The organism is Bradyrhizobium sp. USDA3516 (assembly GCF_057651995.1).
Map to the genome: position 1 here is coordinate 394,636 of NZ_JBYGYN010000008.1, position 18,525 is coordinate 413,160.

General features: G+C 65.1%; 18 protein-coding genes. 13 read left to right on the plus strand and 5 right to left on the minus strand.

The features are described 5' to 3' along the window. Positions 1 to 35 precede the first annotated feature (35 nt). Genes AC24YW_RS25635 through AC24YW_RS25645 form a run of 3 tightly spaced genes read left to right on the plus strand, consistent with a single transcriptional unit; the run spans position 36 to position 3,563 of the window. On the plus strand, positions 36 to 989 hold the full coding sequence (locus tag AC24YW_RS25635) for a sugar-binding protein (RefSeq protein WP_487485325.1): 954 nt from the start codon (positions 36 to 38) through the stop codon (positions 987 to 989). Positions 990 to 1,023: 34 nt separating this feature from the next. Further along, complete coding sequence (locus AC24YW_RS25640) at positions 1,024 to 2,541, plus strand: sugar ABC transporter ATP-binding protein (protein WP_487485326.1); 1,518 nt, start codon at positions 1,024 to 1,026, stop codon at positions 2,539 to 2,541. Beyond that, entirely contained in the window at positions 2,538 to 3,563 is a 1,026-nt protein-coding gene (locus AC24YW_RS25645; protein WP_487485327.1) for an ABC transporter permease, read from the plus strand. The genes AC24YW_RS25640 and AC24YW_RS25645 overlap by 4 nt, the downstream gene beginning before the upstream one ends. Positions 3,564 to 3,567: 4 nt before the next feature. Here the strand turns inward: AC24YW_RS25645 and AC24YW_RS25650 are convergent, their stop codons facing one another. Then, on the minus strand, positions 3,568 to 6,039 hold the full coding sequence (locus AC24YW_RS25650; protein WP_487485328.1) for a TonB-dependent receptor: 2,472 nt from the start codon (positions 6,037 to 6,039) through the stop codon (positions 3,568 to 3,570). Positions 6,040 to 6,202: 163 nt separating this feature from the next. Further along, positions 6,203 to 7,555 carry a histidine kinase gene (locus AC24YW_RS25655; protein ID WP_487485329.1) on the minus strand — a complete coding sequence of 451 codons (1,353 nt, stop codon included), beginning with the start codon at positions 7,553 to 7,555 and terminating at the stop codon, positions 6,203 to 6,205. Between the two features lie 206 nt (positions 7,556 to 7,761). On the opposite strand from AC24YW_RS25655, the gene AC24YW_RS25660 reads away from it, so the two are divergent. Next, a complete protein-coding gene (locus AC24YW_RS25660; protein ID WP_036007891.1) occupies positions 7,762 to 8,382 on the plus strand; it encodes a response regulator in 621 nt (206 codons plus the stop codon). Between the two features lie 69 nt (positions 8,383 to 8,451). Beyond that, positions 8,452 to 9,297 carry an S-formylglutathione hydrolase gene (gene fghA, locus AC24YW_RS25665; RefSeq protein ID WP_487485330.1) on the plus strand — a complete coding sequence of 282 codons (846 nt, stop codon included), beginning with the start codon at positions 8,452 to 8,454 and terminating at the stop codon, positions 9,295 to 9,297. 178 nt (positions 9,298 to 9,475) lie between these two features. Here fghA and AC24YW_RS25670 read toward each other — a convergent pair whose 3' ends face one another. Continuing rightward, positions 9,476 to 10,045, minus strand: a complete 570-nt coding sequence (locus AC24YW_RS25670; RefSeq protein ID WP_487485331.1) for a DUF3280 domain-containing protein — start codon at positions 10,043 to 10,045, stop codon at positions 9,476 to 9,478. Between the two features lie 60 nt (positions 10,046 to 10,105). Between AC24YW_RS25670 and AC24YW_RS25675 the strand changes: the two genes are divergently transcribed. The 6 genes from AC24YW_RS25675 to AC24YW_RS25700 all read left to right on the plus strand — a co-directional run bounded on the left by AC24YW_RS25675 (position 10,106) and on the right by AC24YW_RS25700 (position 14,963). Beyond that, positions 10,106 to 11,287: an ABC transporter substrate-binding protein gene (locus AC24YW_RS25675; protein ID WP_487485332.1), complete on the plus strand. Its 1,182-nt coding sequence runs from the start codon at positions 10,106 to 10,108 to the stop codon at positions 11,285 to 11,287. An 8-nt stretch (positions 11,288 to 11,295) separates the two neighbouring features. Then, on the plus strand, positions 11,296 to 12,264 hold the full coding sequence (locus tag AC24YW_RS25680; protein WP_487485333.1) for a YVTN family beta-propeller repeat protein: 969 nt from the start codon (positions 11,296 to 11,298) through the stop codon (positions 12,262 to 12,264). Next, complete coding sequence (locus AC24YW_RS25685; RefSeq protein ID WP_487485334.1) at positions 12,261 to 13,067, plus strand: ABC transporter ATP-binding protein; 807 nt, start codon at positions 12,261 to 12,263, stop codon at positions 13,065 to 13,067. Before AC24YW_RS25680 ends, AC24YW_RS25685 begins: the two co-directional genes overlap by 4 nt. Then, positions 13,064 to 13,912, plus strand: coding sequence for an ABC transporter permease (locus tag AC24YW_RS25690; protein WP_487485335.1), 849 nt, complete (start codon positions 13,064 to 13,066; stop codon positions 13,910 to 13,912). The genes AC24YW_RS25685 and AC24YW_RS25690 overlap by 4 nt, the downstream gene beginning before the upstream one ends. Further along, positions 13,909 to 14,523 (plus strand): hypothetical protein, encoded by a 615-nt coding sequence (locus tag AC24YW_RS25695; protein WP_487485336.1) that lies wholly within the window; start codon positions 13,909 to 13,911, stop codon positions 14,521 to 14,523. Before AC24YW_RS25690 ends, AC24YW_RS25695 begins: the two co-directional genes overlap by 4 nt. A 137-nt stretch (positions 14,524 to 14,660) precedes the next feature. Beyond that, on the plus strand, positions 14,661 to 14,963 hold the full coding sequence (locus AC24YW_RS25700) for a copper-binding protein (RefSeq protein ID WP_487485337.1): 303 nt from the start codon (positions 14,661 to 14,663) through the stop codon (positions 14,961 to 14,963). Positions 14,964 to 15,017: 54 nt separating this feature from the next. Here AC24YW_RS25700 and AC24YW_RS25705 read toward each other — a convergent pair whose 3' ends face one another. Together AC24YW_RS25705 and AC24YW_RS25710 are read right to left on the minus strand one after the other, a co-directional pair. Then, positions 15,018 to 15,578: a PQQ-dependent catabolism-associated CXXCW motif protein gene (locus AC24YW_RS25705; RefSeq protein ID WP_487485338.1), complete on the minus strand. Its 561-nt coding sequence runs from the start codon at positions 15,576 to 15,578 to the stop codon at positions 15,018 to 15,020. Next, positions 15,575 to 16,450: a substrate-binding domain-containing protein gene (locus tag AC24YW_RS25710; protein WP_487485339.1), complete on the minus strand. Its 876-nt coding sequence runs from the start codon at positions 16,448 to 16,450 to the stop codon at positions 15,575 to 15,577. Before AC24YW_RS25710 ends, AC24YW_RS25705 begins: the two co-directional genes overlap by 4 nt. Positions 16,451 to 16,573: 123 nt before the next feature. Between AC24YW_RS25710 and AC24YW_RS25715 the strand changes: the two genes are divergently transcribed. Together AC24YW_RS25715 and AC24YW_RS25720 are read left to right on the plus strand one after the other, a co-directional pair. After that, positions 16,574 to 17,497: a quinoprotein relay system zinc metallohydrolase 2 gene (locus tag AC24YW_RS25715; protein ID WP_487485340.1), complete on the plus strand. Its 924-nt coding sequence runs from the start codon at positions 16,574 to 16,576 to the stop codon at positions 17,495 to 17,497. Positions 17,498 to 17,551: 54 nt separating this feature from the next. Then, positions 17,552 to 18,370, plus strand: coding sequence for a quinoprotein dehydrogenase-associated SoxYZ-like carrier (locus tag AC24YW_RS25720; protein ID WP_487485341.1), 819 nt, complete (start codon positions 17,552 to 17,554; stop codon positions 18,368 to 18,370). Positions 18,371 to 18,525 lie beyond the last annotated feature (155 nt).

Here is an 18,525-nt window from a genome sequence, read left to right on the forward strand (position 1 = left end):
TCGAAAAGGGCCGACCGCCTTACGGGAGGAATGATATGCAGCGTCTCTTGGTTGCAGGTGTGTCCGTTGCCTTCGCGATTGCGGCGGGTGTCGGCCCGGCCGATGCGGCGGACAAGAAGGTTCTGGCCTTCGTCGTCAACGGCGCGTCCGACTTCTGGAAGATCGCCGAGGCCGGGATGAAGAAGGCCCAGGGCGAGCTGCCCAACTATGATCTCCAGTTCAAGTATCCGGAACAGGCTGCGGCCGCCGTGCAGCAGCGCGTGATGGACGACCTCGTCGCCGCCGGCGCCGCCGGCATCATGGTCAGCGCGGTCGATCCGAAGAACCAGACCGAGCATCTCAACAAGGTTGCGTCCCAGACCGTCCTGTTCACCACCGACAGCGACGCGCCGAAATCCAAGCGCGTGGCCTATATCGGCTCCTCCAACACCGACCTCGGCAAGGAGGCCGGAAAGCTGATGGTCAAGGCGCTGCCGAACGGCGGCAAATGCGTCGGCTTCGTCGGCCTGCCCGGCGCCGACAATGCGCGCGAGCGCATCGAAGGCGTGAAGGAGACGCTCAAAGGCTCGAAGGTCGAGCTCGTCGACGTTCGCGGCGACGAGATCGACCAGACCCGCGCCAAGCGCAACGTCGAGGACATCCTCGCCGCCATGCCCGACGTGAGCTGTCTCGTCGGCTTCTACTCCTACAACACGCCGCGGATCTACGAGGTGCTCAAGGAGGCCGGCAAGCTCGACAAGATCAAGATCATCGGCTTCGACGAGGATCCGATCACGCTCGGCGGCGTCAAGGAAGGCAGCATCGTCGGCACGGTGGTGCAGCAGCCGTTCGAATGGGGCTATCAGGGCATGAAGCTGATGGCGAACTACATCGGCGGCAACAAGTCCGGCATTCCGGCCAACGGTATCATCATCGTGCCCGGTAAGGTCATCGAGAAGGCGAATGTCGACGAGTTCATGGCCTCGATGAAGCAAATGCTGAAGAAATAGGAGATATCCGCGCTGCCGGCCCGCGCAGGCCGCCATGCCAGAACCGTTTCTCGAACTGGTCGACATCAGCAAGAGCTATCCAGGCGTGGTCGCCCTCGACCACGTCGATCTCCAGGTGTCGCCCGGCGAGGTCATTGCGCTGATCGGTGAGAACGGCGCCGGCAAGTCGACGCTGATGCGCGTGCTTGGCGGGGTGGTGGAGCCCAGCGGCGGCTTCATCCGTGTCGACGGTGCCGCGCGATCTTCGCTTACCGTGGCGGATGCGATCAAGGCGGGCATCGCCTTCGTCCACCAGGAACTGAACCTGTTCGACAATCTCGATGTCGCCGGCAACGTCTTCATCGGCCGCGAGCCCGTGCACGGCGGGCCCTTGCGGCTCATCGACCGCAAACGGATGTATGCCGACGTCGCGCCGCTGCTGGAGCGGCTGGGCTGCGATTTCGCGGCCGATGCGCCGCTCGCCGACCTGTCGCTGGCGCAGCGCCAGCTGGTCGAGATCATGAAGGCGCTTTCGCTCGACGCTCGTCTCGTCATCATGGACGAGCCAACCTCGAGCCTGACGCTCGCCGAGACGGACCGCCTGATGCGGACCGTGGCCGGTCTGAAAGCCCACGGCGTCAGCATCATCTTCATCACGCATCGGCTCAACGAGGTGATGCAGTGCGCCGATCGCGCGGTCGTGCTGCGCGACGGGCGCGTGGTCGGCGCGCTGACGCGTGCGGAGCTCTCTCCGGCGGCGATGATCCGCTTGATGATCGGCCGCGACCTGAAATCGCTCTACGTTCCGCCGGCCGCGCCGCCCGGCGACAGCGTGCTGGAGATCGTCGATGCCGTCACCGACACCTATCCCGGCCGCGCCGTGAGCCTATCGGTCCGCCGCGGCGAGATCCTCGGGCTTGCCGGTCTCGTCGGGTCCGGCCGCACGGAGCTCGCCCGCGCCGTCTTCGGCATCGACCCGTTGCGTGGCGGCGCGATACGGCTCGATGGCGAGCCGATCCGCATCGCAAGCCCGCGTGCCGCCATCGAGCAAGGCGTCTATCTCGTTCCGGAGGATCGCAAGGGCGCCGGCCTGCTGCTCGACGTCTCGATCGCCGAAAACATCTCGCTGCCGGATCTGGCGTCCTATATCCGCTTCTGGCTGGTGGATAGCGCACGCGAGAACGAGAATGCGGTGCGTCAGCGGGAGCGCCTCAACATCCGCGCGCCCGACGTCAAGACCGCCGTCGGCTCGCTGTCGGGAGGCAACCAGCAGAAGGTCGTGCTCGCCAAATGGCTGTCGATGCGGCCGAAGGTGCTGATTGTCGACGAGCCGACGCGCGGGGTCGACGTCGGAGCCAAGCAGGAGATCTACGGCATGCTGCGCCGCCTGACCGATGCCGGGGTGGCGATCCTGATGATCTCCAGCGACATGGAGGAGGTGATCGGGGTCAGCGACCGGATCGCGGTGATGCATGAAGGTGCGATCTCGGGCTTCCTTGATCGCAGCCAGTTCAGTGAGCACAATGTGCTGCAGCTTGCCGTTGGCCACACAATCGCGGCGGAGGGACCTTGAGCAAGAAAGACCTGAGCCTTCTCGTTCTGATTCTGGTGGTCGGGACCGTCGTCGCCCTGATCAATCCGAGATTCCTGTACGTCGGCAATCTCTCGAACACCGCCAACCAGATCGGGCTGTTCGGCATCTTCTCCATCGCCGAAGCCTTCATCATCATCATCGGCGGGATCGAGCTGTCGGTCGGTTCGGTGATCGCACTGCTGGGCGTCCTGTTCATCGACCTGATCGTCAATCACGACGTCAACTGGGTCGTAGCCCTCATGATGATCGTCGCGGCCGGGCTCGTGATCGGCCTCGTTCATGGCACGCTGGTGACCAGGATGCGGATCCAGGCCTTCGTGGTCACGCTGTGCGGCCTGCTGATCTATCGCGGCGCGGCGCGTTATTACACCGAGGACGCGACGGCGGGCTTCGGCTTCGGCGCGAGCTTTCCAATGCTGGAATGGCTGGCCGCCGGCCGCACCAACGTGCTCGGCTTCCCGCTGCCGCACAGCGTGGTGGCGCTCGCCGTGGTGGCCGTGATCGCCTGGGTGGTGCTTCACCGCTCGGTGTTCGGCCGCTATCTCTTCGCCGTCGGCAAGAACGAGGAAGCGGCGCGCTACTCCGGCATTCGCACCAATCGCGTGATCATCTCGGCCTATGTCATCTGTGGCGGGCTGACTGCGTTCTCGGCGATCCTGATCGCGATGTACACCCGTTCGATTTCGCCGGCGGTGCACGGCTCGTTCTACGAGCTCTATGCCATTGCCGCCGCCGTGCTCGGCGGCTGCTCCTTGCGCGGCGGCGAAGGCTCGATCATCGGCGTCGTGCTCGGCACCGTGCTGCTCCAGGTGCTGCAGAATCTCGTCAACCTGCTGGGCATTCCGAGCTCGCTCAATTTCGCGGTGATGGGAACGGTGATCCTGGTCGGCGTGCTCGGCGATCAATATCTGGTGCAGCGACGCCACCGCGCGAGTGCGGCCAAAGGCCGGGAGCAGGCGAGCGTTGCCGCGGCACCGCTCGAAAGAGTGAAGGTGGAGTGAAACTCTAGAACGTCACCCGCAAGCCCGCGTAGAATGCGCGCGGCCGTGCCGGGCTGAGCGAGCGCGGGTCGGTGAAATCCGCGCCGCCATTGGTGAAGTTGGGCAAGGCGTCGCGGTCGAAGAACTGGCCGTAGGTGACGTAACGCTTGTCGAAGATGTTGTCGACGCGGCCGTAGAGCTGGACGTTCTTCGCGACCTGATAGGAGGTGTGGAGATTGAACACCGTGTAGGACGGCAGCTTCGCGAACTGGTTCGACTCGTCGCCGACCAGATACTGGCTTGAGACGAACAGCGCGTTGCCGCCGACCTTCCAGACGTCGGTCACGGCATAGTCGACGCCGACCTTGACGCGGTGGCGCGGGACTGCCGGGATCTGGTTGCCAGGCCTGACCTGGATGGTCTCGGAGATATCATCGGCAAACGGGCTTTCCGAGCCGAGCTCGAGCGGATCAAGGAAGCGGGCATCGACGAAGGCGTAGCTCGCCTGGAACTGCAGCGTCGGAGACTTGATGTTGACCTCGGCCTCGAGCCCCTGCCGCCGTGTCCGGCCGACATTTGAGAAATAGCCGAAACCAGTCCGGCCGACGACCGGCACTGCCATGATGTCGTCGTGATTGGTGGCGCGAAAGCCGCCGATCTTCCATCCGAGCGTGCCGATGTTCAGCTCCTTGGTGCCGCGGAAACCGGCCTCCACGGTCTTGGAGACGACCTGCTTCAACGGTGGATCCGCAACCAGGAAGGCCGCGATGAGACAGGGCCTCGCGGGATCGGCGCAGCCGAGCTCGAGCGGTGTCGGCACGCGGTTGGCCTCGGAATAGCCGGCATAAGCCGTCAATTCCGGCGTGATCCTGTAGGTGCCGCCGATGATCGGATTGAAACGCGTGAATGTGTGATCGCCGTTGAGCGCAGTCCCGAGCTGATCTTCCAGCGTGATCCGCGCCACATTGAAGCGGCCGCCGCCCGTGATGGCGAAGGCGTCCGTGACGTTGAAGGTATCCATCGCGTAGAGGCCGTTATACTGATTGACGGACCTCAGCGAGACGGGGCCGGCGACGGGGTCCGCGACAGGAGTCGGCCCCAGGAAGACGCCGCTGCCGCTGACGACGTAGTTCTCTCCCATCGAGCCGATCTCGGAGGAGGCGTTGTAGCGCGTGACGCTGGCGTCATAGGTTGCTCCCACCACGAAGCGGTTGTCATGGCCGAGCAACTGGTCGGTATTGGTCGCCTGCCCCGACACGCCGAACGTGGTCGAACGGATCGAGCCGCGGTCGATCGCGCCGAGGATCGTTCCCGGCGCAAACGGGTTGGCAAGCTGCACGCCGCCCGCACCGAAGGCGGGTGAGGTGTCATCGCCGAAGCACAGCAGCGCCGGATCCGCAGCGCACTCCTCCGCGTCGGTCGGGTTGCCGTCGACCACCTTCTGCTCGTACCTGCGCACACGGGCGGTGCCTTCGAGCGTCCAGGTCGGCGTCGCATCGACCTTGCCGGTCAGGTTGAGATAGCCGACGCGGTTGGAGGTGGTCTGCGGCGTGGTGTAGGTCGCGCCCCAATATCTGTCGAGCAGTTCGGCCGGGACGGTGGCGCTGGCGCCGAAATCGTTCTTGGCAGCCCCCATGTTGACGTGGAAATCGCTGTCGCCGGCCCTGTAGCCGACATCGCCGTAGAAGCGCCGCACGGTCGATTGCGAAAAATTGCGGAAGCCGTTGTCGCGCAGGCCTTCGAGCGCACCGTAGACGGCGTAGTTCTGGTCGACCTGCTTGCCCCATTGCGCCGAGCCCTGGATGCGGCCGAACGATCCGCCCATGAGGTCGAGCTCGGCGCCCTGATAGGTGAAGCCGTCCTTCATCTGCAGGTTGATCGCGCCGCCGAGCGCGTTGAGGCCGAAGGCCGGGTTGTTGGTCACCAGCGTCACCGACCTGATCGCGGCGGTGGGGATCAGGTCCCAATTGACGGCGTCCGAGAAGGCCTCGTTGATGCGGACGCCGTTCTGGTACACCGCAAGCCCCTGCGGCGTGCCCGTCACGGGCGAAGCGACGAAGCCGCGGAATTCGACATCCGGCTGGAAGGGATTGCCGGTGACTTCGCTGATGTTGACGCCGGCGATGTTGTCGCGCAGCGCGTCCGTGACGTTCAGCGAACCGGTGCGCCTGATCTGGTTGGCATCGACGGCATTGATCGCCGACGGGACCTTGTCGACGTCGAGACCTCGGCCGATGCCCGGCGAGGTCGGATAGACGTAAAGGCGCGTCCTCGGGGCCGCAGATCCCGGCGCCCCTATCCGCGCGACAGGTCGCGACGGCGCCGCGCGTCGCGTTACCGGCGGTGGTGCGGTCACCTCGACCGGGGGCAGGTTCTGGACGTTGGTCTCCTCGTCCGGCGCGGCGTCGGCAGGGGTCGCATAGACCAAGCCCGATACCAGCCCGGTCGACACCGAAGCCATCAACAAAGCACGCTTGAACGAAACCACCTTGCCCATCCCCGCCTTCCCATCCGTGGCCATCGGCTGTTTTGATGTTCGCCGATTGGTCAAGACGAGTTTATTCGGCCGCAATGGAGGCGCCAGCCACAAAAGGTCGGGTCCAACCCGCACCCATCTTCCCGACCAAATCGGGAATTTTTCCCGATCGCTTCGTATGCGATCAGGTTGCCGCTGTCGGCACCAGCGCTTCCACGGTCACACCGCCCTCACCGGAGACCACATTGAGCGTGCCGCCGAGCGCCAGGATCCGCTCGCGCATGCCGACGAGGCCGAAGCCGAGCTTCTGGCCCGGCTCCATGCCGCGGCCATTGTCGCTGACCAGAACCCGGGCGCAGCAGCGGCCGCCGGCCTGCTCGGCCGGCTCGATGACGACACTGACCGAGGTCGCGCCGGCGTGGCGGAACACATTGGTGAGCGCCTCCTGCACGATGCGGTAGATGGTGAGATCGGCGGTCTCGCCGGTTGGGCCCAGCGCCGGCGAGATCGAAGTCTCGATCGCAACGTCGGGACGCGACTCCCGCCACAGCCGCGACAGAGATTCGAGCGCCTGGCGCAGGCCGAGCTCGGCAAGGCCCACGGGCCGAAGACGCTCGAGCACGCGGCGATTGAACTGCTGAAGCGCATTGATCTGCTCCAGCATGGCGCTGCCATGTTTGCGTACGGCATCGGCACTCGGCTCGCGTCCATCCGCCTGCTTCGCCAACGCGCTCGCATGTGCGCGCAGCGAGAACAGATAGGGCCCGAACTCGTCATGCAATTCGCGCGCGATCTCCTTGCGCTCGATGTCCTGCAGCGACACAGCGCGCTCGGCAAGGCGCCGCTTGTCCTCGACCGCTTCACCAAGCGTCGCGGCAAGATGGTTGAGCCTGGTGCAGATCGCCGCGAGCTCAGGCGCGCCGCCCGGCGCGACACGGGCCTCGTAATGTCCGCTTTCGAGCTTCCCCATGGCGTCCGCCAGCGACTGCAGCGGTGCCAGCGCACGGCCGACCACCTTCATCATCAGGAAAAACAGCGCTAGCGCGATCACCGAGCCGACCTCGAGCTGGGTCACGATACCGTCCCAGATCTCGGCGATCTCGTCGTCGGGATGCGAGGTGATCACGAGCGAGCCGGGCTTGCCGCGGATCGAGACCGGCACGCTGACCGCGGTCTGCTCCGGATGGACCAGGCTGACGAACCAGGCCGGCGGAGCGCGCGTGTCGACATCGGAGCCAAGCCGGCGGGGCGTCAGCGGGTTCCCAGCGGAATCGTGCAGCGCGATGCTAACATGGCGCAGGCGGCTGAGATCGCGGGCGATCTGGTTCAGCCTCGCATCCGGGTCGGGCGCCTCGTTGAGATCGGCAACGATCATCTCGATGAATTCGCGCGCGAGGCGGATCACGCTCTGGTCCTCGGCCTGCACGCGCGGGCCGGCCTCGGCGATCTGGCGGCCGATATTGACCGCGAGCCCCAGCGCCAGCAGCAGCGCCAGCAAGAGATTTATGCGCCCGCGCAAGGAAAGATTCTGCCACATTGGTCTTGCTCGTGCCTCGCGAAGGGTTGGCCCTGCCTGTCCGACGACGTTGACAGAGGCGAACCGCCCGATATCTAATCGGAAGCGTACAGCAATCCCGGCCGGGTTGCATGAGGCGACACGAGACGCGCGCGTCTTGTCTGGTCAGTCTCGTGCGGCGCAGAACAGGCAAGCTGCAAGGGAAGTGGCTGTCGCGGGGAACGCCTATGCGCATTCTAATCGTCGACGATCATCCCATCGTCGCCTCCGGCTGCCGTGCCGTGCTGGCCGACGAGGGCGAGATCGAAATCCTGGAGGCCGCCGACGCCGAGGATGGCGAGTGCGTCTTCATCGTCGAACGTCCCGACCTCTGCATCATCGACATCAATTTGCCGACCGTCTCCGGCTTCGAGCTCGCGCGCCGCATCCTCGAGCGCGCACCCGAGGCGCGTATCATCATGTTCAGCATGAACGACGACCCCGCCTTCGCTGCGCGCGCGATCGAGTGCGGTGCCAAGGGCTACGTCTCCAAGACCGGCGACCCCGACGACCTCGTCGAGGCGATCCGCGCCGTCGGGAGCGGCGGCACCTATCTTCCGACCGCGATCGCGCGCAGCATCGCGTTCGCCGGACCGACGCTGGCGCAAAACCCGCTGTCGAAGCTGAACGCGCGCGAGATGGAGATCCTGCGGCTGCTCAGCGCCGGCAAGAGCCTGTCCGAGATCGCGTGGCTGGTGCAATCGTCCTACAAGACGGTGGCCAATACCTCGTCCATCATGCGCCAGAAGCTCGGGGTGAAGACCTCGGTCGAGCTGGTGCGGCTGGCGATCGACAGCGGCGTCGCCTGACCACGCCACCAATTCGGTCACACAAGCGTTGCAATCTTGATGTGGTGAGATGCCACGGAGTCCTTGGGCATGACGATTCAGACTGTCTCGACCAACAAATCCCATGGCGGCGTGCAGGGCGTCTATCGCCATGCCAGCCAGGCGACCGGGACCGACATGGTGTTCTCGGTCTATATCCCGCCGCATGCGGACGGCGCCAAGCTGCCCGTGGTCTGGTATCTCTCCGGCCTCACCTGCACGCATGCCAACGTCACCGAGAAGGGTGAATTCCGCAAGGCCTGTGCCGAGCTCGGCCTGATCTTCGTGGCGCCCGACACCTCACCGCGCGGGCCCGACGTGCCGGGCGATGCCAACAACGCCTATGATTTCGGCCTCGGGGCCGGCTTCTATGTCGACGCCACGCAAGAGCCGTTCGCGCGCAATTATCGCATGTGGAGCTATGTCACCGACGAGCTGCCGAAGCTGGTGGCCGAGAATTTTCCCGTCGATGGCAGGCGCCAATCGGTGATGGGCCATTCCATGGGCGGTCACGGCGCGCTGACGGTAGCGCTGCGCAACCCACACCGCTTTCGCGCAGCCAGCGCCTTTGCCCCGATCGTAGCGCCCTCGCTCGTGCCCTGGGGCATCAAGGCGCTGACCGGTTATCTCGGGCCGAACAAGGATTCCTGGCGCAACCACGACACGGTGGCGCTGATCGAAGACGGCGCGAAATTCTCCGGCTTCCTGGTCGACATCGGCGAGGCCGATAATTTCCTGAAGGAGCAGCTGAGGCCCGAGCTGCTCGAGGCCGCCTGCGCCAAGGCCGGCATCCCGCTGACGCTGCGGCGCCAGGCGGGCTACGACCACAGCTATTATTTCATCTCGACCTTCATGAGCGATCACCTGCACTGGCATGCGGAGAGATTGAAGGGGTGATGTTTGCTTACCCTCCCCTGGAGGGGGAGGGTCGCAGCGCATGAAGCGCAGCGGAATGCGATGCGGGGTGGGGTGATCTCTCCACGCGGGCACCGCCTCGAGGGAGAGACTGTCACCCCACCCCGCTCGCGCTACGCGCGATCGACCCTCCCCCTCCAGGGGAGGGTAAGAGTCCCCCTCACGGCTTGCCGTAGTTCGGCGCCAGCAGGCGGTTGCGGATGAGATAGCTCATCGTGCGCGACCAGGATTCATCCGTGTTGCCGCGCATGTCGGCGCTGGCAACCGTGATCATGTTGCCGGTCTTCACATCGCGCAGATAGATGTTGAGATTGATGATCAGGTTCGAGACCTTTTGCACGAGGCCGGTGATCTCCAGATCAGCGCCGAGCTGTCCGGCGAGCTTGAGGTCACAGCCGCCGCAGGCCTGCAGGTTCGCGCGATGGGCGGCCTCCCGTACCGGCGCGATGTCGAGCACCTGGAACTTGCCCGACTCTGCCAATTCCCTGCGCAGCTGCTCGCTGATGCGCACGAGCCGCGCCTCTTCCGGCTTGGAGCCGTAGAACTCGCCCGGCAGGCTGGTGTCGACCAGCTCGAAATCGAACACCGCGAGCTTCGGCGGATCGGCGAGCGCGGTCGAGCCCGTCAACAGCAAAGCTGCGATCGCCAACAATGCTCGCATGATCGTGATTCCCGGCCTCGCGCGCGCGGGGACGAAATGCGGGGTTGCATGGCCTGACAAATTGGTCATGCTTGAAGCAGAGACAATTCTTCACCGGTGGTCAAGCCGGGGAGATCGTCTGGAGGAAACATGATCCGATGGTTGGCCGGCCTGATCGGCTTTGGTCTTGCCGCGACGAGCGCGCTTGCGGCCGATCCCGTCACGATCGGCGTCGGCTATCTCGCAATCGCCGGCACCCGATCGACGCTGTCGCTGGCCGAGCAGCCCGCCGAGAACGACGGCCTCGCCGGCGCGCGCCTTGCCATCGAGGACAACAACACCACCGGGAAATTCACCGGCCAGCGCTTCACGCTGGAGGAGCGCCGCATCAGGGAGGGCGAGGACGTGGCGCAGGCTGCGACCGCGCTCGCCGAGAAGAACGGCTTCATCGTCGCCGACCTGCCCGCCGATGCACTCTTGAAGGTCGCGGACGCCTTGCGCGACCGCGGCACGCTGCTGTTCAACGCCGGCGCGATCGACGAGCGGCTGCGCGAGGCCGATTGCCGTGCCAACGTCATTCATACCGCGCCGACGCGCGCGATGCTGGCCGACGCGCTCGGCCAATATCTGGTGTGGAAGAAGTGGTCGCGCTGGTTGCTGGTGGTCGGCTCGCACGACGAGGACAAGCTGTTCGCCGATGCTATCAGGCGTACGGCAGCGCGGTTCGGCGCCAAGATCGTGCAGGAGCGGACCTTCGAGGACAAGGGCGGCGCGCGGCGCACCGATAGCGGCGTGACGCAGATCCAGCGCCAGATCCCCGTCTTCACGCAGCAGGCACCGGCCTATGACGTGCTGGTTGCCGCCGACGAGAGCGAGGTGTTCGGCGCCTATCTGCCCTATCGCACCTGGGATCCGCGCCCGGTCGCGGGCTCGGCCGGCCTCGTGCCGCGCAGCTGGGACGCATCGCAGGATCAGTGGGGCGCGATCCAGATGCAGAACCGCTTCATCAAGCTGAATTCGCGGCGGATGACCGCACGCGACATGCAGGCCTGGACCGCCGTGCGCATGATCGGCGAAGCCACCTCGCGCACCAATTCCGGCGAGATCAGGAAGGTCACCGATTTCATCAAGGGCCCGGATTTTTCGGTCGCCGCCTTCAAGGGCACGCGGCTCACCTTGCGCGACTGGAATCTGCAGCTGCGTCAGCCGATCCTCCTGGTCGACGGCCGCATGGTGGTGTCGGTGTCGCCGCAGGAAGGATTCCTGCACCAGGTCTCCGAGCTCGACACGCTCGGCTACGACCGCCCGGAAAGCAAATGCAAGCTGAAATGAGGACGCAGATGTTACGCATGTGGCGTGTTGGGCTTCTCTCCGGACTGGCGCTCGCTGCGGCGCCCGCGCACGCGTTCATCGCCTATGTCTCGAACGAGAAGAGCAACACCGTCTCGGTGATCGATACCGACAGCTGGACCGTGACCAAGACCATCAAGGTCGGCCAGCGTCCCCGCGGCATCGACTTCACCCGCGATGGCAAGTTCGTGATGGTCGCGGTCGGCGACGACGACACCATCCAGGTAATCGACGCCAAGACGCAAACCGTGGTCGACAGCCTGCCCTCCGGACCCGACCCCGAGCTGTTCGCGCAGGATGCCGCCGGCAAGACCCTCTATGTCGCCAACGAGAACGACAACACGGTGACGGTGATCGACCTCGAAAAGCGCGCCCGGCTCGGCGACATCCAGGTCGGCGTCGAGCCCGAGGGCATGACCATCAGCCCTGACGGCAAGACGCTGATCAACACCTCGGAAACCACCAACATGGCGCATTTCATCGACACCGCCTCGCGCCAGATCGTCGCCAACGTGCTGGTGGACGCGCGGCCGCGCTTTGCCGAGTATAAGCACGATTCGTCGGAAGTCTGGGTGTCCTCGGAGATCGGCGGCACCGTCTCGATCATCGACCCCAAAAAGCACGAGGTGATCGGCAAGGTCACGTTCGAGATTCCGGGCCTGCGCAAGGAAGCGATCCAGCCGGTCGGGATCGCCATGACCAAGGATGACAAGACCGCCTTCGTCGCGCTCGGCCCCGCCAACCGCATCGCCGTAGTCGACGTCGCCTCGCGCAAGGTGACGAAATATCTCCTGGTCGGGCAGCGGGTCTGGCACATGGCGTTCACGCCGGACGAGAAATATTTGCTCACCACCAATGGTGTGTCGAACGACGTCTCCGTCATCGACGTCGCCGCGCAGAAGGTGATCAAGACCATTCAGGTGGGCGAGCTGCCCTGGGGCGTCGCGATCGCGCCATGACCAGCCCTGCCCCGATCGCCGAAGCGCAGGAGACGCCGAGACCCGAAGGGGCCGCGGTGCCGGCGTTGTCGATCGACGGCGTCAGCCACGCCTATGGTCCGCGGCGCGCCTTGATGGACGTGTCCTTCAATGTGCAGCCCGCGAGCTTCACGGCGCTGCTGGGACTCAACGGCGCCGGCAAGAGCACGCTGTTCTCGCTGATCACGCGGCTGTTTGGCATCCAGTGCGGCCGCGTCGGCATTTTCGGGCACGACGTGAGCAAGAGCCCCGGCGAAGCGCTGCGGCTGCTCGGGGTCGTGTTCCAGCCGCGCACGCTCGATCTCGACCTGTCGCTGACTCAGAACCTGCTCTATCACGCCGCGCTGCACGGCATCGGCCGACGCGAGGCCTCGGCGCGCAGCGCCGAGCTGCTCGGCCGCATCGGCCTTGCCGATCGGGCCGCAAGCAAGGTGCGCGACCTCTCGGGCGGACAGATGCGGCGGCTGGAGATCGCCCGGGCGCTGCTGCACCGACCGCGCCTTTTGCTGCTCGACGAGCCGACCGTCGGCCTCGACGTCAAGGCCCGCGCCGACATCATCAGCCACGTCCGCCAGCTCGTGACCGACCAGGGCATCGGCGTGCTCTGGGCCACGCACCTGTTCGACGAGATCATGCCCGGTGACGATCTCGTGGTGCTGCACCAGGGCAAGGTGCTGGCGCAGGGGCCGATGAGCCGCGTCATCGCGGAGACCGGCGCGCAGGACGTCAACACCGCCTTCATGCGCCTGACGTGCGCGCAGACCATGCCTGGAGGCGGCGCATGAGCAGCATCGCAACGCGCGAGGCGCCGCGCGGCTTCTCGTTCGCCGAGTACATGACCTGCCTCAGCGGCATCGTCTGGCGCGAGGGCCTGCGCTTCCTGCATCAGCGCGAGCGCTTCGTCTCGGCGCTGGTGCGCCCCCTGGTGTGGCTGTTCATCTTCGCGGCCGGCTTCCGCCAGGTGCTCGGCATCTCCATTATCCCGCCCTACGAGACCTACATCCTCTACGAGGTCTATATCGCGCCCGGGCTGATGGCGATGATCCAGCTCTTCAACGGCATGCAGTCCTCGCTCTCGATGGTCTATGACCGCGAGATGGGCAACATGCGCACGCTTCTGGTGAGTCCGCTCCCGCGCGGTTTCCTGTTGTTCTGCAAGCTGCTCGCGGGCACCGCGGTGTCGCTGCTCCAGGTCTATGCGTTCCTGCTGATCGCCTGGCTCTGGGACATCACCCCGCCGCCCCAGGGCTATCTCACCGTGCTGCCGGCGCTGATCCTGTCGGGGCTGATGCTGGGCTCGCTCGGCATGCTGATCTCGTCGGGCATCAAGCAGCTGGAGAACTTCGCCGGTGTCATGAACTTCGTGATCTTCCCGATGTTCTTCGCCTCCTCCGCGCTCTACCCGCTCTGGCGGGTGCGGGAGGGCAGCCCCTATCTCTACTATCTGTGCGAGGCCAATCCGTTCACCCACGCGGTCGAGCTGATCCGCTTTGCGCTGTATGGCCAGGTCAACTGGATCTCGCTGGCGGTGGTCGCGGCTTGCACAATCGTCTTCATGATCGGCGCGATCCTGGCCTATGATCCCTCGCGCGGGCTGGCACGACGCGGGCCTGCGGGAGGCGAAGGATGATTGTTCGGGTTCTGGCCACCTCTGTACTGGTGCTCGCTGTTGCGAGCACGGCGGCGCACGCCGCCGATCCCCGCTATCCGGACTGGCCGTGCACCCAGGCGAAGGTGCCCGAGATCTCGCTTGCGGCCGTGTGGGGCGGTCCGCCGCTCGACGACGTCCAGAACAAATGGAAGGACGACGCCCGGATCAGCGCGCTCGTCGCGAAGCTGGCGGCGCGCAAGACGCCGCTGGATGAGGCGGAAAAGCTGGTGAAGGAGTTTCTTGCGGGTTCCGCAGCCGACAAGACCGCGAACGCAAAGCTGCTGTTCGCCGGCCTGTTCGACACGCTCAACGCCCAGCGCTCCCAGGTCATGAACGGACTCGAGCGCGTCAGCCGCAAGCAGCGCGATGCCGCCGACAAGATCCGCGAGGAGGCGATCCAGCTCCAGGCCCTGCAAGGGGCCACACCACGCGACGAAGCCAAGGTCGAGGCGCTCAGCAACGAGCTGATCTGGAAGACCCGGATCTTCGAGGACCGCCACAAGGTGGTACGCTTCGTCTGCGAGGTTCCAACCTCGATCGACCAGCGCCTGTTCGCGCTCGGACGCGTGATCCAGCAGGAAATGGAATAGCGTCAGTCACACTGACCGCTCACGAAAAAGTTCCCGCAATCGCCCCGGCAACGTTAACCTTTCGCCGCGCTATCTGCCGGAACCAAATCGATTTATCATGGCTTGTCGACGTGAACTCCAGACGTCGGGAGGCCTCGATGGGAACCACAAGATTCATGTTCGCGGGCGCTGCGGTCCTCAGCATGCTCGCAACCAGCGCCTTTGCTGACGACATGACCGGGATGATCACGCGGATCGATCGGCTCAACGGCACGATCTCGATCCAGCAGACGCAGAAGGGCACGGTCGGCGCCAGCACCGGCAGTGCCGGCGCGCTGCAGGAATACAAGGCCAAGGATGCGGCGATGCTCGATGCTGTCCATGCCGGCGACAGGGTGAGCTATTCCGCGACCGAGACCAACGGCACGGGCACGTTGACGAAGCTGCAAAAGCAGAAATAGCACCGTCGCTGCGTCTTCCGCTCACAGGGGGCGGCCAAAGCACCCTGCATCCAGTCATTGCTGGTCCGGGCGCGGCTCCGGCTGCGCCTCTTCCGTCGGCAGCTTCGCGCGCTCCCAACCGTCGGTGCCGTCCGGATACCAGGCGATATTGGAATAGCCGTATGCCAATGCGCGCCTGGCGGCGTTCCAGGACATCCAGCAATCGGCGAGGCAATAGATCACCAGCAGCGCGGCCTTGTCGCCGCGTGAGGCCCGCGCGAGGCCACGCTGGAGATAATCGTCCATGGCGGGCGGCAAGGTGCCATAGCCCGTGTCCGGCAGCCAGAAGCTGCCCGGAATGTTCCTCCGCGGCGTGTCACGCCACACCGTCCCCGCAGGAAGATTTTTCGGTTTCGGCGCGCGCGGCATCACGTCGACGAAGGCTCCGCTGTTCGCACGCCAGATCGCCTCCGCCTCTCCGGTCGTGAGCACGCGCGCGCCGGCGAGCGTCGCCGGCACCGGCGCGCGATAATTGTCGGTGCGATAGCCCTCGGGCTCGAACGGCTCCTGCTGCTGCGCCGACGCCGGGGCCACGAGCAGGGCAACGACGAACGCAGCGGCAAGCGGCCGGCTCATGGCGCCTTCTTGGCCGTCTCCGCTCCGAGGGGCCGGTTGTTCTCGTCCAGCAGCGGCACGCCGAAATCGAGCAGGATCTTGTTGATCTCGCCCTGGTTCTCCTGGATCACGCGGTTGAGCTGCCGCTTCCAGTTCTGATCGGCGGGGCGCACGCCCATGCCGATGCGATAGACCAGCTTCGACCCGGTGGTCTCCTTGACCAGCGGCGTGACATGGAGCGAGGGGCCGGCTTTCTTCGCATAATAGCCGGCCATCGGTCCCCAGAGCACGCCGGCGTCGATCTTGCCGGCGGTGAGGTCCTCGATCATCGCCTGCGCCGAATTGTCGAAGCGCGTGTCGATCATCAGCTGATAGGGTTTTGCGTCGCCCATCAGGCCTGCCAACGCCATATTCGTCGCCGGCGGCGTGCCGGCGACGATGCCGATATGCTTGCCTTTCAGGCGTGCGTCCTGCAGCGTGTCGACGTCCTCGAGCCCGCTGCCGGTCTTCGCGACCAATGCATAGGTCGTGCGATAATAGGGATTGGTGCCCTGCACGAGGTCGTCGCCCTGAGGGTAGCCCATGATGACGTCGCAGCGATGTGCGCCAAGAGTCATCCGCACGAAACCGACGGCTTGCGGAAAGAACACGTAGTCGAGCTTCTTCTGCAGCTTGTCCGCCAGAAACTCGGCGAGCTTGTTCTCGAATCCCTCGCCTTTCTCATTCGAGAACGGCAGGTTGCGCGGGTCGGCGCAGACGCGCAGCACCTTCGGGTCGACCAGCTCGAATGAGAGATCTCCGGTCTCGTTGGTCTGCGCAATGGCGAGGCCGCCAAAGGCACACGATGCGATCACGATCGAGAGTGAAAACCACCAGCGACGATGTCGCGTCATCGCGCTTCCTCCTCGTTTTGTTTGAATGTTATCCATGCAACGCATGACGCGCCACGTGTGCCAGCTTTGCGGCTCACATTGTTGCAGCGCAATGAAACGGATCGTTTGAACTGAGGCGGAAAAGTGTCTCGCATCGCTCTCGTGATCGCAGCCTTGTCCCTGGTAGCAGCGACGCTAGCACGCGCCGGGGCGGCCGAATTGCCTGTGAGCGAAGTCGCGCCGGGAATCTTCGTACACTCCGGGACCATCGCGCTGATGAGCCGCGAGAATGAGGGCGACATCGCCAATGTCGGCTTCATCGTGGGAGATGACGCGGTGGCCGTGATCGACACCGGCGGCAGCCTGCGCGAAGGCGAGGCGCTGCTGGCGGCGGTACGAGCGCGCACGCAAAAGCCGATCCGCTATGTCATCAACACCCATGGCCATCCCGACCATGTCTTCGGCAATGCTGCCTTCGTGGCGGAGGGAACCAGCTTCGTCGGACACAGCAAGCTGCCGCAGGCGCTGGCGAGCCGCGGGCCATTCTATCTCGACAATTTCAGGCGCATCATGGGCGCCGAGTTGATCGATCCCGTGAAGATCGTGCCGCCGACCTTGCTCGTGACGGATACGCTCACGCTCGATCTGGGCTCGCGCCGCTTGACGCTGCGCGCATGGCCGGCCGGCCACAGCGACAATGATCTGACTGTGTTCGACGAGACCACCAAAACCCTGTTTGCCGGCGATCTCGTCTTTCTCCGCCACATTCCGGTGATGGACGGCAGCATCCGCGGCTGGCTCGCCACGCTGAAAGAGTTAGAGACGATCCCGGCGCTGCGCGTTGTTCCAGGTCACGGCCCTGTGAGCGACTGGCCTGCGGCGCTGAGCGAAGAGCGGCGTTACCTGTCAACGCTGCTGTCCGACGTCCGCGCCTTGAACAAGAGCGGCGCGCCGATCCGCGCCGCTGCGGAGAAAGCGGCCGCGGATGAGCGGCCGCACTGGCAGTTGTTCGAGGACTACAACGCTCGCAACGCAACTGCAGCATTCTCGGAAATTGAATGGGAGTAGCGGGCGCGCTACGCTGGCAGGAAATCGGCTTCGCCTGTTCCGAGGAGCATGACCATGACGGGATGCACACGCCGCCTGCCCCTGATCGCCCTGCTCCTCGGCATCGCCTTCGCCGCGCCGACGCAGGCGGAAGAGGCCTACGATCCCTGGCCGGGCCTGGTACAGGACATCTTCAGCAACCGGCCGATGAACGACGGCGCCGAGGTCATCGGCATCGAGATGCCCTATCGCGCCGAGGACGCCGCCATCGTGCCGGTGACGCTGCGCAGCAAGCTGCCGCCCGGCGATGCGCGACGCATCCGTTCGATCACGCTGGTGATCGACCGCAATCCAGCGCCGATGGCCGCGAAGTTCGAGCTCGGCCCGGACGCCAACGTCACGGAAATCTCGACCCGCGTGCGCGTCAACAATTACACCGACGTGCACGCCGTGGCCGAGCTCAGCGACGGCCAGCTCTACGTCTCGAAAGTCTATGTGAAGGCCTCCGGCGGCTGCTCGGCGCCGGCTGCAAAGAACGTGGAGGAAGCCAAGAACCGGCTCGGCCAGATGCGCTACCGGCAATTCGCCCGTGAGGACGGTCCGGCGAGCCGAGTGCGCGAAGCGCAGATCATGATCGGCCATCCCAACAATTCCGGCCTGCAGATGGACCAGGTCACGCAGCTCTATATCCCCGCCTTCTTCATCCACCAGCTCAGATTGACGCAGGACGACAGCCACGTGCTGTCGATGGAAGGCGGCATCTCGATCTCGGAAGATCCCAACCTGCGCTTCACCTATGTCTCCAACGGCGCCAAGCGCTTTCGCGCGGAGGCCCGGGATACGGACGGGCATGTATTCCGCAATGAATGGGATGTGGAGAAGCCGGGGACGTGAGTCGATTTCTTCCCCTCTCCCCTTGTGGGCCTGTTGCGCTACTGCTTTTTGAGGCGGAAGACGTCAGGAGAGAGGGCCGCAGTCGCGTGGATTGCGGTCCGAGTTTGTAATTGCCACCCTCGGCGGGCAGTTCAGGCGGTGATCGTGGCCCACCG